At 59.4% G+C, this 15,474-nt stretch carries 12 protein-coding genes; 9 read left to right on the plus strand and 3 right to left on the minus strand.

Annotated elements, in window-relative coordinates; genetic code table 11:
* Positions 1–276 precede the first annotated feature (276 nt).
* From PKE98_RS12615 to PKE98_RS12650, 8 genes are all read left to right on the plus strand, one after another.
* Entirely contained in the window at positions 277–1,737 is a 1,461-nt protein-coding gene (locus PKE98_RS12615; RefSeq protein WP_271195643.1) for a flagellin, read from the plus strand.
* A gap of 77 nt (positions 1,738–1,814) precedes the next feature.
* On the plus strand, positions 1,815–2,180 hold the full coding sequence (locus tag PKE98_RS12620; RefSeq protein ID WP_271195644.1) for a flagellar protein FlaG: 366 nt from the start codon (positions 1,815–1,817) through the stop codon (positions 2,178–2,180).
* Between the two features lie 79 nt (positions 2,181–2,259).
* Positions 2,260–3,708 carry a flagellar filament capping protein FliD gene (gene fliD, locus PKE98_RS12625; RefSeq protein ID WP_271195645.1) on the plus strand — a complete coding sequence of 483 codons (1,449 nt, stop codon included), beginning with the start codon at positions 2,260–2,262 and terminating at the stop codon, positions 3,706–3,708.
* Between the two features lie 126 nt (positions 3,709–3,834).
* A complete protein-coding gene (fliS, locus tag PKE98_RS12630; RefSeq protein WP_271195646.1) occupies positions 3,835–4,215 on the plus strand; it encodes a flagellar export chaperone FliS in 381 nt (126 codons plus the stop codon).
* 19 nt (positions 4,216–4,234) lie between these two features.
* Positions 4,235–4,534: a flagellar protein FliT gene (gene fliT, locus PKE98_RS12635; RefSeq protein ID WP_271195647.1), complete on the plus strand. Its 300-nt coding sequence runs from the start codon at positions 4,235–4,237 to the stop codon at positions 4,532–4,534.
* A 221-nt stretch (positions 4,535–4,755) separates the two neighbouring features.
* Positions 4,756–6,228, plus strand: coding sequence for a sigma-54-dependent transcriptional regulator (locus PKE98_RS12640; protein WP_271195648.1), 1,473 nt, complete (start codon positions 4,756–4,758; stop codon positions 6,226–6,228).
* Between the two features lie 121 nt (positions 6,229–6,349).
* The gene (locus PKE98_RS12645) at positions 6,350–7,552 is read left to right on the plus strand and encodes a sensor histidine kinase (protein ID WP_271195649.1); all 1,203 of its coding nucleotides are present in this window, start codon (positions 6,350–6,352) and stop codon (positions 7,550–7,552) included.
* A gap of 6 nt (positions 7,553–7,558) precedes the next feature.
* Positions 7,559–8,968 (plus strand): sigma-54-dependent transcriptional regulator, encoded by a 1,410-nt coding sequence (locus PKE98_RS12650; RefSeq protein ID WP_271195650.1) that lies wholly within the window; start codon positions 7,559–7,561, stop codon positions 8,966–8,968.
* Between the two features lie 121 nt (positions 8,969–9,089).
* On the opposite strand, the gene PKE98_RS12655 is transcribed toward PKE98_RS12650, so the two are convergent.
* On the minus strand, positions 9,090–9,614 hold the full coding sequence (locus PKE98_RS12655) for a CsiV family protein (RefSeq protein ID WP_271195651.1): 525 nt from the start codon (positions 9,612–9,614) through the stop codon (positions 9,090–9,092).
* Positions 9,615–9,632: 18 nt separating this feature from the next.
* On the minus strand, positions 9,633–13,082 hold the full coding sequence (mfd, locus tag PKE98_RS12660; RefSeq protein ID WP_271195652.1) for a transcription-repair coupling factor: 3,450 nt from the start codon (positions 13,080–13,082) through the stop codon (positions 9,633–9,635).
* A gap of 160 nt (positions 13,083–13,242) precedes the next feature.
* Between mfd and PKE98_RS12665 the strand changes: the two genes are divergently transcribed.
* The gene (locus tag PKE98_RS12665) at positions 13,243–14,691 is read left to right on the plus strand and encodes a glyceraldehyde-3-phosphate dehydrogenase (protein ID WP_271195653.1); all 1,449 of its coding nucleotides are present in this window, start codon (positions 13,243–13,245) and stop codon (positions 14,689–14,691) included.
* Positions 14,692–14,875: 184 nt separating this feature from the next.
* Here the strand turns inward: PKE98_RS12665 and PKE98_RS12670 are convergent, their stop codons facing one another.
* Positions 14,876–15,430 carry a chalcone isomerase family protein gene (locus tag PKE98_RS12670; protein WP_271195654.1) on the minus strand — a complete coding sequence of 185 codons (555 nt, stop codon included), beginning with the start codon at positions 15,428–15,430 and terminating at the stop codon, positions 14,876–14,878.
* Positions 15,431–15,474: the final 44 nt, after the last annotated feature.

Consider the following 15,474-nt stretch of genomic DNA (forward strand, 5'->3'; position numbering starts at 1 on the left):
TCGGAATTTTCGATGCTGTTTTGTTGATCGTTTTTTGCTCAGTGAGGACAAAAATTTCAGAAGAGCCCTTTAGTTATGCGGGCCCTGCCGATACAGAAGGTGTGGAAACGGTTTGCAGCGGTTCAGCAAGCAGCCAGCAAAAAAATTGAAAATTTTGCTAAAGCTCCAAGAACTAGCGCCGATAAACACTTCGAATGCGAATTCTAGGGGCGCCTGAGCTGCAGGCCCTGAACGTCGCAAGCTCAGGCAAATACTAGGTACTCGGGAGACGCCCAAATGGCACTTACAGTTAACACGAACATTGCTTCGCTCAACACTCAGCGCAACCTGAACGCCTCGTCCAGCTCGCTGAATACCTCGCTGCAACGTCTGTCCACCGGTAACCGCATCAACAGCGCCAAAGACGACGCTGCCGGTCTGCAGATCTCTAACCGTCTGACCAACCAGATCAGCGGCCTGAACGTAGCGACCCGCAACGCCAATGACGGTATCTCGCTGGCGCAGACCGCTGAAGGTGCATTGCAGCAGTCCACCAACATTCTGCAGCGTATCCGTGACCTGTCCATTCAGGCAGCCAACGGTTCGAACAGCGACACCGACCGTGCCGCTCTGCAAAAAGAAGTTTCGGCTCAACAAGCTGAACTGAGCCGTATTGCTGACACCACTACCTTCGGTGGTCGCAAACTGCTCGACGGCTCGTTCGGCACCACCAGCTTCCAGGTCGGTTCCAACGCTTACGAAACCATCGACGTTTCGCTGAAAGACGCTTCCTCTACTTCTCTGGGTGCTTACCAGATCGGTGGTGGTGCTTCGACTACCAGCGCCGGCGCTTCGGCTTCGGGTACTACCATTGCCGGTAGCATTGGTGGCAGCGGTGCATCTTTCGCCTCCGGCACTGTCACCGTTGTTGGTGGTGGTCAGACCAAAGACGTCGCTATCGCTTCGGGTGACAGCGCCAAGAGCCTGGCGGCCAAGTTTGACGGCGCGATCTCGGGCCTCACCGCAACTGCTCGTAACGTTGTGCAAGCCGGTGTAAGTCTGACTTCCGGCGCTGCCAGCTTCACCCTGACTGTTGGTAGCCAGGATGTTGCGATCGTAGGTGCTACTGACAGCAAGTCGCTGGCTGACCAGATCAACTCGAACGCCGGTAAGCTCAATGTAACGGCCAACTACGATTCGAAAACTGACAAGGTCACCATTACTTCGGCCACCGGTGAGAATATCTCCTTCGGCGCAGTAAGCGGTGCAGGCGGTACGATCAACCTGGCTGCTCAGGGTTCGGATGGTACTTTCAGCGCTGAAACTGATGTGATCGCAGCAGGTGGCGGTAAAGCAATCGGTTATGTTCAACTGAACTCGCCGACCTCCTACGCCCTGACTGGTGACACCACTGAAGTGTTTGGTGATACCTCTTCGACCCTGAACACCGTGGCAGACGTGGATATCTCGACTGCTGATGGCGCTCAACGTGCAATCGCTGTAATCGACAACGCCTTGGCGAACATCGACTCCCAGCGTGCGGACCTCGGTGCTGTACAAAACCGCTTCGACAACACCATCAGCAACCTGCAGAACATTTCTGAGAACGCTGACGCTGCTCGCAGCCGCATCAAAGACACCGACTTCGCTGCTGAAACTGCAACACTGTCGAAAAACCAAGTGCTGCAACAAGCTGGCACCGCGATTCTGGCTCAAGCTAACCAGCTGCCACAATCGGTACTCAGCCTGCTGCAATAACGCAGTAAGCGTCGCCAAAAACAATGGGGGAAAGGGGCTAACCCTTTCTCCCATTTGGCCATTGTGAGGTATCTAAAATGGATGTTTCCAATATTACGTCGGTAGCTGGTTTGCCCAGACAGTCACGCGACGGGGCAGCGGCGGTAGGGTCGGGTCAACAGGCTGCTTCGGTGGCACAAGCCAGCGGCGGCACCGATTCCACTTCTGACGGGCAAGCGGATGGCGGCAGTATTGATGCAGCGGTTGCTGATATTCAGTCGTTCGTGCAGACCGTCAAGCGTGGTTTGAATTTCAATGTCGATGACTCAAGCGGCGAAGTCGTGGTCAAAGTTATCGACACAGACTCAGGCAAGTTGGTGCGGCAAATTCCTTCCGAGGAACTGTTGAAACTGGCTGAACGCCTGGAAGACATTCGCAGCCTCATGTTCGAGGCTAAAGCGTGAGTTGGTACAGTTCTTGAGTGCAACTCGCTAGATCGGTTCCAGAAGGGAATTCGGGACGTTATTTTGACGGAGGTGCGAGATGGCTGGGATTACCGGCATTGGTTCGGGGGTCGACATTGACGCGATCGTGACGGCATCTGTAGCGGCGGAAAAAGCGCCAAAGCAGAACCAGATCGATACACTCGAAAAAAAGACGACCACCAAACTGACTTCTCTGGGGTCGCTGAAAAGTGCGGTCAGCGAGTTTCAAACTGCGCTTGCGCTGCTCAACAGCCCGACCAGCTTTCTGTCTAAATCAGCAACCTCTTCGAACACCTCGGCCCTGAGCGCCACTGGCTCGGCTAGCGCCGTAGCAGGCAGCTACAAGATCGAAGTGTCCAAGCTGGCCAGTGGCAGCAAGATCGCTTCTGCTGCAATCACCGGCGGCAGCACCGCAGCCTTCAACACCGGCACGCTGGACATCAAGCTCGGCGGTGACGATGCGCTGACGATCAATGTCGACAGCACCAACAACACCCTGGCCGGTGTACGCGACGCCATAAACGCGCAGGGCAAGACGGCCGGAATCACCGCCACCATCGTCAGCGACAGCCAGGGCTCGCGCCTGGTCTTAAGCAGCTCGAAAATGGGCGATGGCAACGACATCACGATGACCGGTACCAGCACCGGAACTGGCAGTGGGTCGTTGGAAGATCTGACCTTTCCCGGCGCCACCCTTGATGCAGCCGACTTCGCCACCACGGCCGAGTACGACACTGCAGTCGCCAAGGCCGGCAAAACCTTGAGCACCGCTGCAAGCGCCCGAATGACAATTGACGGCCTGGAAGTGGTGAGCGATTCAAACACCATCGATAAGGCTGTTGATGGCATTACCATCAAGCTCACTGGGGTGACCAAAGCCGACGAGCCCCTGACGTTGACCGTGGCCGATAACACCACGGCGGTGAAAACCAACGTGCAGAACTTCGTCACCGCCTACAACAAGATGATGAGCACCATCAACTCGTTGACCAAGGTGACTACGGTTACCGGTAGCGATCCGGTGGTTGCCGGGTTGGCCGGCGATTCGACCGCGCGCTCCTTGGTGAGCTCTATCCGCAATGAGCTGGTTTCCAATCAGACCGGTGGCGGTGCAATTACCGCGCTGGCCAATTTGGGTATCACTACCAAGCAAGATGGCACGCTTGAGGTCAACACCACCAAGCTCGACACCGCCATCAGCGATAACTATGAAGGCGTGGCCGCTTATTTCACTGGTGATGAGGGGCTGGCCACTCGGCTTACGTCTAAACTCAAGCCCTACACCGACGGTGGCGGCATTCTTGAGTCGCGCACCACGCAGTTGACCAATACCATCTCGGGGTTGGACAAACAGCAGGAAGCCCTGGATCTGCGTATGACTGCCCTGCAGACGCGGCTCTACAAGCAGTACAACGCGATGGACGCGCTGGTGTCGCAGCTTACCAGCACCAGTAGTAGCCTGACGGCGGGGCTCGACAGCCTGCCGGGTCTGGTCAAGAAGAGTTAATTGCTACTCATCAGGGCCTGGCCGATAGCTTTTTTTGATGAAGAAAAGTTGGCGTCAGGCTTAAAGCTCCCGCGAAAGCCGCCGATAGCTTGAATATCGAAACAACGGTTCACGAGGGTTTGCAAAATGAGAGCGATGTCGGCGATGAATCAGTACAAACAAGTGAGCGTTTCGTCTCAAGTGTTTGAAGCAAGTCCTCATCGTTTGATCCAGATGCTGATGGAAGGCGGTCTGGAACGTCTGGCTCAGGCTCAGGGCGCTATGGCGCGCGGCCAGGCTTCGACCAAAGGCGAGCTGATCAGCAAAGCCATCGGCATCGTTGGCGGCTTGCGTGAAGGCCTGGACATGAGCAAAGGCGGCGACGTGGCGCAGAACCTTGATCGCGTTTACGAATACATGATCGCCCGCATGCTCGAAGCCAACAAAAGCAACGATCCAACCCCGCTCGTCGAGGTCTCGGGTCTGCTGCGCGAAGTCAAATCCGGTTGGGATGCGATCGCTCCGTAATGCGGGTGAGGGAAAAATAATGGCCAATTCCATGCTGCAACAAATCGAAAGTACCCGCCTGGCCCTGATCGACGCTTTTCAACAGCAAGATTGGGAGCGTATTGGCGCCCTGGACAGCACCTGCCGCGAGCAAGTCAGCGCGGCAATGGCCGACAGCACTGATATCGAAGAAGCCCTGCGCGAGCAAATGGAAGCACTGGTGGAGGTCTATCGCCACCTGACCGCCGCGTGCGTACGCAAACGTGAAGCCGTCGCCGAAGAACTGACCCAGCTGGTCAAGTCCAATCAAAGCGCCAAAATCTATCAGATGTTTGGCTAGTCAATTCTTTGTGGCTAACCTTCCTTCTAGGGGGCGTTAGCTGCAAACCTCTGCGTTAATTCCCAATAGAATGTCGTACCTGATTGAACTGGGTAGAAAAAAACACGTCATAAAATTGACTGCGTACAAAAAATTGACTCTACTAGTGGCCAATTGCTGGCGTCATTTTATCGTGTTGGCATACGGCGCTTTCTTCACTCCCCGGATCAGAACCAGACACTATGTGGCGTGAAACCAAAATTTTACTGGTCGACGACAACAGCGAACGCCGCCGCGATTTAGCGGTGATTCTAAATTTCCTTGGTGAAGAACATCTGGCGTGCACCAGCCAGAATTGGCGTGAGACGGTCGACGCGCTCGAAAGCCCGCGCGATGTGCTGAGCGTATTGCTCGGCGAGGTCACCGCCAAAGGTGGCTCCCTGGAATTACTCAAGCAACTGGCCGCCTGGGACGAGCAACTGCCCGTGCTGCTGGTGGGCGATGCCGCACCACCGGAGTGGCCAGAAGACGTGCGTCGGCGCGTGCTCAGCACCCTTGAAATGCCGCCCAGCTACAACAAACTCCTCGATTCCCTGCACCGTGCCCAGGTGTACCGCGAAATGTACGACCAGGCGCGTGGCGCCCGTGCGCGCGAGCCCAACCTGTTCCGCAGCCTGGTCGGCACCAGCCGCGCCATTCAGCAAGTACGACAGATGATGTCGCAAGTGGCCGACACCGAGGCCAGCGTGCTGATCCTCGGCGAGTCCGGCACTGGTAAAGAAGTGGTCGCGCGGAACCTGCACTACCACTCCAAGCGCCGCGACGCGCCCTTTGTGCCGGTCAACTGCGGTGCCATTCCCGCCGAGTTGCTGGAAAGCGAGCTGTTCGGCCACGAGAAAGGTGCCTTCACCGGTGCCATTACCAGCCGGGCAGGGCGCTTTGAACTGGCCAACGGCGGCACCCTGTTTCTCGACGAAATCGGCGATATGCCGCTGCCGATGCAGGTCAAGCTGCTGCGCGTGCTGCAAGAACGCACCTTCGAGCGCGTGGGCAGCAACAAGACCCAGAGCGCCGATGTGCGCATCATTGCCGCGACCCACAAGAACCTTGAGCAGATGATCGAAGCGGGCACTTTCCGCGAAGACCTCTATTACCGCCTCAACGTGTTCCCCATCGAAATGGCGCCGCTGCGTGAGCGTGTGGAAGATATTCCGCTGCTGATGAACGAGCTGATTTCGCGGATGGAAGTGGAGAAGCGCGGTTCGATCCGCTTCAACTCCGCCGCCATCATGTCGCTGTGCCGCCACGATTGGGCTGGCAACGTGCGCGAGCTGGCCAACCTGGTGGAACGCATGGCGATCATGCATCCCTATGGCGTGATCGGGGTACTGGAGCTGCCGAAGAAATTCCGTCAGGTGGACGACGAGCACGACCAGCAGGCGGCCAGCGTGCGCGACGACCTGGAAGAGCGGTTCTCCTTCAACAGCAGTATGCCGAGCACTGAAAACTCAGCGATGCTGCCGCCCGAAGGTCTGGACCTCAAGGACTACCTCGGCAACCTCGAACAGGGCCTGATTCAACAGGCGCTGGACGATGCCGGTGGCGTGGTGGCCCGTGCCGCCGAACGCTTGCGTATCCGACGTACCACCCTGGTGGAGAAGATGCGCAAATACGGCATGAGCCGTCGGGATGATGACGAACAGTCGGATGATTGACGCGTAAATTCCTAAGCTATCTCTAGTGCCTTGAAAAATAAGGATATTTTTTTAGGCACGGCTATTGCTAGTTCTCTCTCGACTGACCGTCTTATGGCGGCTCACCGGGTGAGAGAGAACCATGAAGCAAACCGCACTCCCAACGACCAGCACTGTTGACGACATCGAAGCCTCCAGCCGCGAAGGGCTTGAGCAGGCGTTCGCCATGTTCAGCCAGATGTCCACTCAGCTCAGTGACTCCTACAACCTGTTGGAAGCGCGGGTAACCGAGCTCAAGGGCCAGCTGGCCTTGGTCAGCGCCCAGCGTATGCAGGAACTGGCCGAGAAGGAGCGCCTGGCGCACCGGCTGCAGAGCCTGCTGGATGTGCTGCCCGGCGGGGTGATCGTGATCGACGGCCAGGGCGTGGTGCGTGAAGCCAACCCCGTGGCCTGCGCGCTGTTGGGCAAGCCGCTGGTGGGCATGCTTTGGCGTGAAGTGATCGCCCGTAACTTTGCCCCGCGCAAAGACGACGGCCACGAAGTTTCGTTAAAAAACGGTCGTCGCCTCTCTATTGCCACTCGGTCCCTCTCCGCCGAGCCTGGCCAATTAGTCCTGCTAAACGACCTCACCGAAACCCGTCAGCTGCAAGACCAACTCGCCCGTCACGAGCGCCTGTCGGCGCTGGGCCGTATGGTGGCCTCGCTGGCCCACCAGATTCGTACGCCGTTGTCGGCCGCGCTGCTGTATGCCAGTCATTTGACGGAGCAGGTGCTGCCGGTCGATCAGCAACAACGCTTTGCCAGCCGCCTGAAAGAACGCCTGCACGAACTGGAACATCAGGTGCGTGACATGTTGGTGTTCGCCCGTGGCGAACTGCCTCTGCCAGACCGCCTGGCGCCGAAAAAACTCTACGACGCCCTGCGTTCTGCGGCCGAGCCCCACGTGCAAGGCATGAACGTACGCTGGCAATGTGATGCCCATACCGGCGAGTTGTTGTGCAACCGCGACACCCTGGTCGGCACCGTACTGAATCTGGTGGAGAACGCCATTCAGGCAGCCGGTCGCGAGGCGAGTCTGAAAATTCATTTTTACAGCCGTGGTCAAACATTGCGGCTGTGCATCAGCGACAACGGCCCCGGCATCGACGCCACCACCCTGGCGCGCCTGGGCGAACCGTTCTTTACCACCAAAACCACCGGCACCGGCCTTGGCCTGGCGGTGGTCAAAGCGGTGGCCCGTGCTCACCAGGGTGAGCTGCTGCTGCGCTCGCGCCCCGGACGGGGCACCTGCGCCATTCTGGTACTGCCGCTGATTTCAGTGGCCCCACGGGTTTCCCAGGAGTAACAGCCCATGGCTAGCAAAGTTCTGTTGGTAGAAGACGACCGCGCCCTGCGCGAAGCGTTGGCCGATACCCTGGTCATTGGCGGCTACGATTTCTGCGCGGTAGACAGTGCCGAAGCGGCACTGACGGCGCTGGGCCGCGATTCGTTTTCCATGGTGGTCAGCGACGTCAACATGCCCGGCATGGACGGCCACCAACTGCTCAACCAGATCCGCAACCGCTACCCGCAACTGCCGGTGCTGCTGATGACGGCCTTTGGCGCCGTCGAGCGCGCGGTGGACGCCATGCGCCGTGGCGCCGCCGATTACCTGGTCAAACCGTTCGAGCCCAAAGCGCTGCTGGAGCTGGTGGAACGCCACGCCCTGGGTCGCCTGAGCAAAGACGAGGGCGACGGCCCGGTGGCGCTGGAGCCGGCCAGCCAACAATTGCTGGAGTTGGCCAAACGCGTGGCGCAAAGCGACTCCACGGTGCTGATTTCCGGTGAGTCTGGTACCGGCAAGGAAGTCCTGGCGCGGTTCATTCACCAGCAATCGCCACGGGCCAACAAACCCTTTATCGCCATCAACTGCGCGGCCATTCCCGACAACATGCTTGAAGCCACGTTGTTCGGCCACGAGAAGGGCGCCTTTACCGGTGCAGTGGCCTCGCAGCCTGGCAAGTTCGAGATGGCCGAAGGCGGCACCATTTTGCTGGACGAGATTTCTGAAATGCCGCTGGGCCTGCAAGCCAAGCTGCTGCGCGTGTTGCAGGAGCGCGAGGTGGAGCGGGTGGGTGCGCGCAAGCCAATCGACCTGGATATTCGCGTGCTGGCCACCAGTAACCGCGATCTGGCCGGCGAAGTGGCGGCGGGGCGTTTCCGTGAAGACCTGTTCTATCGCTTGTCGGTATTTCCGCTCGGCTGGCGCCCGCTGCGCGAGCGTACTGCCGATATTCTGCCGCTGGCCGAGCGTCTGCTGGCCAAGCACGCAAAGAAAATGAACCACGCCCCGGCGCGGCTTTCTGCCGAGGCGCAACATGCGCTGACCCACTACCCGTGGCCGGGCAATGTGCGTGAGCTGGATAACGCCATTCAGCGGGCGTTGATTCTGCAGCAGGGCGGCATGATTCAGCCGCAGGACCTGTGCCTGAGCGGCCCGATTGGTCTGGCGCCCATAGCCAGCCCCGTGCCCACGCTGGTTGCGGTAGCCAGCGGCAATGCCGTGTTGCCGTTGAGCGAGGAGGGCAGCGACAGCAGCGCCCTGGGCGATGACCTGCGTCGGCATGAGTTCCAGATGATCATCGACACGCTGCGGGCCGAGCGTGGCCGTCGCAAGGAAGCCGCCGAACGCCTGGGCATCAGCCCGCGTACCCTGCGCTACAAACTGGCGCAGATGCGCGATGCTGGGATGGATGTTGAGGCGTATCTGTTTGCCAGCTAAGCCTGTCGCCCAATAAAAAGCCCCGCCTATGCGGGGCTTTTGCTTTTGTAGGGTGTGAGCTGCGCATCAATGGGTTTGCGCGTAGATCGCCTGGTGCGCGTAGCACACCCTGCAAAAGCGGTTACAGCGGGCTGATACGAATCAGCATGCCCAGATTCGAGTGATCCAGGTACGTCAGTTCGCCGGTTTTCAGGCGCGCGCTCTGCTTCAAGCGCTCACTGCTGGTCAACAGCCCAGTGCCATCGAACTGGTTGATCCAGAAATTGGCATCCAGATCTACAAATCTCACCTGCTTCAGGCTGAGCGTGCCTTCCACCGGGTAGTGGCCGAACTGCTGGTTGCCGGTGTTCACCGCAATCTTGGTCGGCGCTTCGCCCATGCTCTGTTGCCAGGCCTGGTGCAGCAGCACGGTATAGCCGTTTTTCTCGTTCAGCTTGGCCGCCTCGCCATTGAGCGCGGTGCCGCGGGCATTGTCGGCGGCGCTGCCTTGCACACCGGCAGCCCAGTCATCTGGCGCGGTCTGGCTGGCAGGAATCGGCTCGCCGGCCTGGCGGAAGATGATCAGCTCAACCTGGTACAGGCCATCGGCAAATGCCATCGGCGTAACAAGGCTCAGGAGCAGGGCGACACAACGGAGGGCACGCATTCAGTAGTCCTTTGGTAATCAAGCTTGTTTGGGCGTGAGGCGTTCAAATAAAGCCTCGAGGGTATTGAAGCGCTCTTCCGGGCGCTCCATGGGCACCTGGAATTTGAACTGGGTAGCGCCTTCGAATTTATAGCGGTTGGGCTGGCCTTGAATCAGCTTGATCAGCACCAGTGGATCGACCTGAGTATCGGCGGCAAATTCAATCTTGCCGCCTTGCGGGCCAGCGTCCAGTTTCTTGATGCCCAGTTGCTCGGCCTGCAGTTTGAGCAGGGTCAGGCGCATCAGGTTCTTGGTCGGCTCAGGCAACAGGCCAAAGCGGTCGATCATTTCCACCTGCAATTCCTTCAGCGCGTCTTCATCGGCCGCCGAAGCAATGCGTTTGTACAGGATCAGCCGCGTGTGCACATCCGGCAGATAGGCATCGGGAATCAGCGCTGGTACGCGCAGGTTGATTTCCGGGCCGCCGCCAAGCGGTTGCTCAAGGTTGGGCTGCTCGCCTTTGCGGATGGCTTTTACCGCGCGCTCGAGCATTTCCATATACAGGGTGAAACCCACCGCCTGAATTTGCCCACTCTGGCCGTCGCCGAGCAGTTCGCCGGCGCCACGGATTTCCAGGTCGTTGGTGGCCAGCACAAAGCCGGCGCCCAGGTCCTGGGTGTTGGCGATGGCCTCCAGGCGCTTTTCGGCGTCCGGGGTCATTTGCTTGCGTGGCGGCGTCAGCAGGTAGGCGTAGGCCTGGTGGTGACTGCGGCCAACGCGGCCACGCAGCTGGTGCAACTGGGCCAGGCCGAACTTGTCGGCGCGCTCGATGATGATGGTGTTGGCGCTCGGCACGTCGATGCCGGTTTCAATGATGGTCGAGGCGATCAGCACGTTGAAGCGCTTGTGGTAGAAGTCGCTCATCACCTGTTCCAGCTCACGCTCGTGCATCTGCCCATGGCCAATGCCGATACGTGCTTCCGGCACCAATTCGGCCAAGTCGGCGGCGCATTTCTCGATGGTTTTCACATCGTTGTGCAGGTAATACACCTGGCCGCCGCGTAGCAGCTCGCGCAGCAGGGCCTCCTTGATGACGGGCTTTTGCTGCTCCATCACAAAGGTGCGCACCGACAAACGCCGGGCCGGCGGCGTGGCGATGATCGACAGGTCGCGCATGCCGGACACGGCCATGTTCAAGGTGCGCGGAATCGGCGTGGCCGTCAGGGTGAGAATATCCACCTCGCTGCGCAGGGCCTTGAGCTGTTCCTTCTGGCGCACGCCAAACCGGTGTTCTTCGTCGATGATTACCAGGCCAAGGTTTTTGATCTTTACGTCGTCCTGCAACAGCTTGTGGGTGCCGATCACGATATCGATCTTGCCCTCGGCCAGTTGCGCGACAGCGGCTTTCACTTCTTTGTCGGACTTGAAGCGGCTCATCACTTCCACAGTCACCGGCCAATCGGCAAAGCGGTCGCGAAAGCTGTTGTAGTGCTGCTGGGCGAGCAGGGTAGTGGGTACCAGAATCGCCACCTGCTTGCCGCTGTGCACGGCAATAAAGGCCGCGCGCATGGCCACTTCGGTCTTGCCAAAACCCACGTCGCCGCACACCAGACGGTCCATCGGCTTGGGCGCGAGCATGTCGGCCATCACCGCTTCGATGGTGGTTTGCTGGTCTGGCGTTTCCTCGAATGGGAAGCCGGCACTGAAGGTGGCGTAATCTAGTTTCGGGTCGGCGAAGGCATAGCCCTCACGCGCTGCCCGGCGGGCGTAGATGTCCAGCAGTTCGGCGGCCACATCACGCACCTGCTCGGCGGCTTTGCGCTTGGCCTTCTGCCAGGTTTCCGAACCCAGGCGGTGCAGCGGCGCCAAGGCGTCGTCGCTACCGGTGTAGCGGGCGATGAGGTGCAGATTGGCTACCGGCACATACAGCTTGGCCTCGTCGGCATAAGCGAGCATGAGGAATTCGGCGGTCTGGTTGTCTACTTCCAGCGTGGCCAGGCCCAAGTAGCGGCCCACGCCATGGTCGATATGCACCACCGGCGCGCCTTCACGCAGCTCGGTAAGGTTTTTGATTACCGCATCGCCGTGGTCGCCGCGGGTTTTCTCCCGGCGCCGACGCTGCATTACGCGCTGGCCAAACAACGGGCTTTCGGCAATCAGCGCCAGGGCGGGGTCGTCCAGCTGCAAGCCATCGTCGAGCGGGGCAATGGTGATCGCCAGGCGCTCTTTGCCGCTGGTGAACTCGTTCCAGCCTTCAACCTCGACAGGCTTGAGGCGCAGGCGGGCCAGCAACTCCAGCAATACTTCGCGGCGACCGGCCGATTCGGCGGTAAACAGCACGCGGCCGGGGAAGTCGTTGAGGAAGGCTTCCAGCGCCGCCATCGGCTGCTGGGCTTTGGCCTGAATGGCCAGGTCCGGCAGAGCTTGTGCCGGGAAACGCTCGCGACCGACGCCTACGTCCACGTCCTGCTGGCTAACCACCACGCGCGGCCAGTTTTTCAGACGGGCAAAGCAGTCTTCCACCGGCAAGAACAATTCGGCCGGCGGCACCAGCGGGCGCTCAGGGTCGACGCGGCGCTCTTCGTAGCGGTTGCGCACGTCGTTCCAGAAATTTTCGCTGGCCTGCTCGATACCCGGCAGCGAGAACACCTGGGTGTCGCTGGGCAAGTAGTCGAACAGGGTGTCGGTCTCATCGAAAAACAGCGGCAGGTAGTATTCGATGCCGGCCGGGGTAATGCCGCTGCTGAGGTCTTGGTAAATGGTGCAGCGGCGGAAATCCACATCGAAACGGTCGCGAAAGCGGGCGCGAAAGCCAGTGACCGCTTCTTTATTCAGCGGGAACTCACGGGCCGGCAGCAGGCGGATCGAGTCGACCTTGTCGATGGAACGCTGGGTTTCCGGGTCGAAGGTACGCAGCGTTTCGATTTCGTCATCGAACAGGTCGATGCGGTAGGGCTGCGGCGTGCCCATGGGGAACAAGTCGATGATCGCCCCGCGCACGGTGAATTCGCCGTGCTCGTACACCGTTTCCACGTAACGGTAGCCGGTGGCCTCAAGGCGCGTGCGCATCTGCTCCACGTCCAGCTTCTGGCCGACGTCCAGCACCAGGCTGCTGCCCAGCAGAAAACGCTTGGGAGCGAGACGGTGAAGGGCGGTGGTAATCGGCACTACAAGAATGCCGTGGCTCAGCTCCGGCAAGCGGTAGAGACTGGCAATGCGCTGGGAAATAATGTCCTGGTGCGGCGAAAACAGGTCGTACGGCAGGGTTTCCCAGTCGGGAAAATGCAGCACGGGCAGCGCTGGAGCGAAAAACTTCAGCTCCTGCTCCAAACGCTCGGCGCTCTGGCTGTCGGCAGTCAGTAGCAAGGTGAAGCGTTTGGCAGCGTTAGCGGCTTCGGCAATCGCCAGGCTTAGTGCTGCGCCTGGGAGGTTGCCCCATGTTTGTTTGCCGGAGGCGGCAGGAAGGCTGGGTAAGCGCAATACGGACACGAGAGGTCGTGGCTCCGGTTGAGGATTAACCCGGCCGATTGTAACTATCCCGGCGTTACGCTGTCAGTGTTTCGTCCGCTGCAGATTGCCGCCGGTTGCACAGGCCGTCATAATGTAGCCCGTTTTTTCAGCCCCTACATACTTGTTAAAGGTATTGCCCGTGACTCAGAAGCCTGATCAGTGTCTTGGTGAATGGATTGATCGTGAAGCACTCGCGGAGGCGATGATTCCGCTGATTGGTCAGCTCTACCGCAATAACAATGTGGTGACCTCGATTTACGGCCGCAGCATGATCAATCGCTCGGTCATCCAGATTCTCAAAGCCCACCGCTTTGCCCGTCACCGCCAATCTGACGAAAGCGAACTCTCGGTTCACGAGACCTTCGCTGTTCTCAAGGAAATGAGCATCCTGAAACTGGGCGCCGCCTCGGTTGACCTGGGCAAGCTCGTGGTCAAGTTCAAAGCCGAAGGCAATGGCCGCGCCATCGAGCAGTTCGTGCGTGACGAACTGGCGAGCGTGGTTGGCAAGCAAAACGGCACCCCGCGCAAAGGCACCGACGTTGTGCTGTACGGCTTCGGTCGTATCGGCCGCCTGCTGGCGCGCATCCTGATCGAGAAAACCGGTGGTGGCGACGGCCTGCGTCTGCGCGCCATCGTTGTGCGCAAAGGCGCCAGCAACGACCTGGTGAAACGCGCAAGCCTGCTGCGTCGTGACTCGGTACACGGTCCGTTCAACGGCACCATCACCGTTGACGAGGAAAACAACACCCTCACCGCCAACGGCAACCTGATTCAGATCATCTACGCCAAAGACCCGAAAGAAGTCGACTACACCCAGTACGGCATCAGCAATGCCCTGCTGGTCGACAACACCGGTGTATGGCGTGACGCCGAGGGCCTCGGCCAGCACCTGGCGTGCCCAGGCGTTGACCGCGTGGTGCTGACCGCACCGGGCAAAGGCAAGCTGAAAAACATCGTGCACGGCATCAACCACGGTGAAATCACCCCGGACGACAAGATCATCTCCGCCGCTTCGTGCACCACCAACGCCATCGTGCCGGTGCTCAAGGCGGTGAATGACAAGTTCGGCATCGTCAACGGCCACGTCGAAACCGTTCACTCGTACACCAACGACCAGAACCTGATCGACAACTTCCACAAGGGCGACCGTCGTGGTCGCAGCGCGCCGCTGAACATGGTGATCACCGAAACCGGTGCTGCCACAGCCGCTGCCAAAGCCCTGCCGGAACTGGCTGGCAAGTTGACTGGTAACGCCATTCGCGTACCGACACCGAACGTGTCGATGGCCATCCTCAACCTGAACCTGGAAAAAGCTTCCACCCGTGAAGAGATGAACGAGTACCTGCGCTACGTGGCGCTGCACTCGGATCTGCATCGCCAGATCGACTTCGTCAATTCGCTGGAAGTGGTTTCCACCGACTTCGTCGGTTCGCGTTTTGCCGGTGTGGTTGACGCTGAAGCCACCATCTGCAACGACAACCGCGTTGTGCTGTACGTCTGGTATGACAACGAATTCGGTTACAGCTGCCAGGTTGTGCGTGTGATGGAAGATATGGCGGATGTGAATCCACCGGCTTTCCCGCAGTAATCAGCGGTTAGCGCATAAAAAAGGGAGCCCATTGGGCTCCCTTTTTTTATGGATAAACGCTTTGTCGTCCAACGCCTTTCCATCCAAAACTCTGGGCCCCCGCCTTCGCGAAGACGACAGAGGTTGTCCGTTCTCTCACCGTCATTCCCGCGAAGGCGGAAATCCAGAATCGGGCGCCTGGCACTTACTCAGTAGCGAGCAATTGTTCGCGCAGGTCGTCCGACAGCCCATCCCGTGCCAACCACAGTCCCAGGTACGCCCGCGCAAACTCGGCATTGTGGTTGCGATACACCTGCTTGCCATTTAGCTCCAACACCAGCCCACCCTCGGCGCTGTAGTTGAGGGCATAGCGGTCGCCGGGCTGGATGTCCTTGAAGTTGGCTTCCATCGGTTCAATTTCGGCGCGCAATGCGTGCAGCTTTTCCGGCGGCTGTTGCCGTTCGAGGGTTGCCCAGGCGGCTTTAATCACGTCGTTGCGGTCTATGGCGCGCAAGTAGTAAAGCTCCAGGCGCTGGTCGCGCATCTGGCCTACGGCATCACGCGGGCTGACGCCGGCATCGGTGTAAAACGCGGCGGCATACAAGTCCACCCACAGGTAGGTGAGCACCGTCTGGGTCTTTAGCTGCAGGTGGTCGCGCTCGGCGGGGAAGGCCGCTTGCTGCAAAGGCTCGCTGGCCCACAGGGCATGGCTTGATAGCAGGAACAACAGGGCGAAGGTCAGGCGCATGGCGGTGCTCATGGGAACAAATCCCGGCCAGCATACGACGTTGGCGATGACAGTTG

Source organism: Pseudomonas turukhanskensis, assembly GCF_027922365.1.
Lineage (GTDB): Bacteria > Pseudomonadota > Gammaproteobacteria > Pseudomonadales > Pseudomonadaceae > Aquipseudomonas > Aquipseudomonas turukhanskensis.

Bases quoted from the DNA above. Each gene is read 5' to 3' on its own strand.
- PKE98_RS12615 (WP_271195643.1), top strand. From the start codon at position 277: ATGGCACTTACAGTTAACACGAACATTGCTTCGCTCAACACTCAGCGC.
- PKE98_RS12620 (WP_271195644.1), top strand. From the start codon at position 1,815: ATGGATGTTTCCAATATTACGTCGGTAGCTGGTTTGCCCAGACAGTCA.
- fliD (WP_271195645.1), top strand. From the start codon at position 2,260: ATGGCTGGGATTACCGGCATTGGTTCGGGGGTCGACATTGACGCGATC.
- fliS (WP_271195646.1), top strand. From the start codon at position 3,835: ATGAGAGCGATGTCGGCGATGAATCAGTACAAACAAGTGAGCGTTTCG.
- fliT (WP_271195647.1), top strand. From the start codon at position 4,235: ATGGCCAATTCCATGCTGCAACAAATCGAAAGTACCCGCCTGGCCCTG.
- PKE98_RS12640 (WP_271195648.1), top strand. From the start codon at position 4,756: ATGTGGCGTGAAACCAAAATTTTACTGGTCGACGACAACAGCGAACGC.
- PKE98_RS12645 (WP_271195649.1), top strand. From the start codon at position 6,350: ATGAAGCAAACCGCACTCCCAACGACCAGCACTGTTGACGACATCGAA.
- PKE98_RS12650 (WP_271195650.1), top strand. From the start codon at position 7,559: ATGGCTAGCAAAGTTCTGTTGGTAGAAGACGACCGCGCCCTGCGCGAA.
- PKE98_RS12655 (WP_271195651.1), bottom strand. From the start codon at position 9,614: ATGCGTGCCCTCCGTTGTGTCGCCCTGCTCCTGAGCCTTGTTACGCCG.
- PKE98_RS12670 (WP_271195654.1), bottom strand. From the start codon at position 15,430: ATGAGCACCGCCATGCGCCTGACCTTCGCCCTGTTGTTCCTGCTATCA.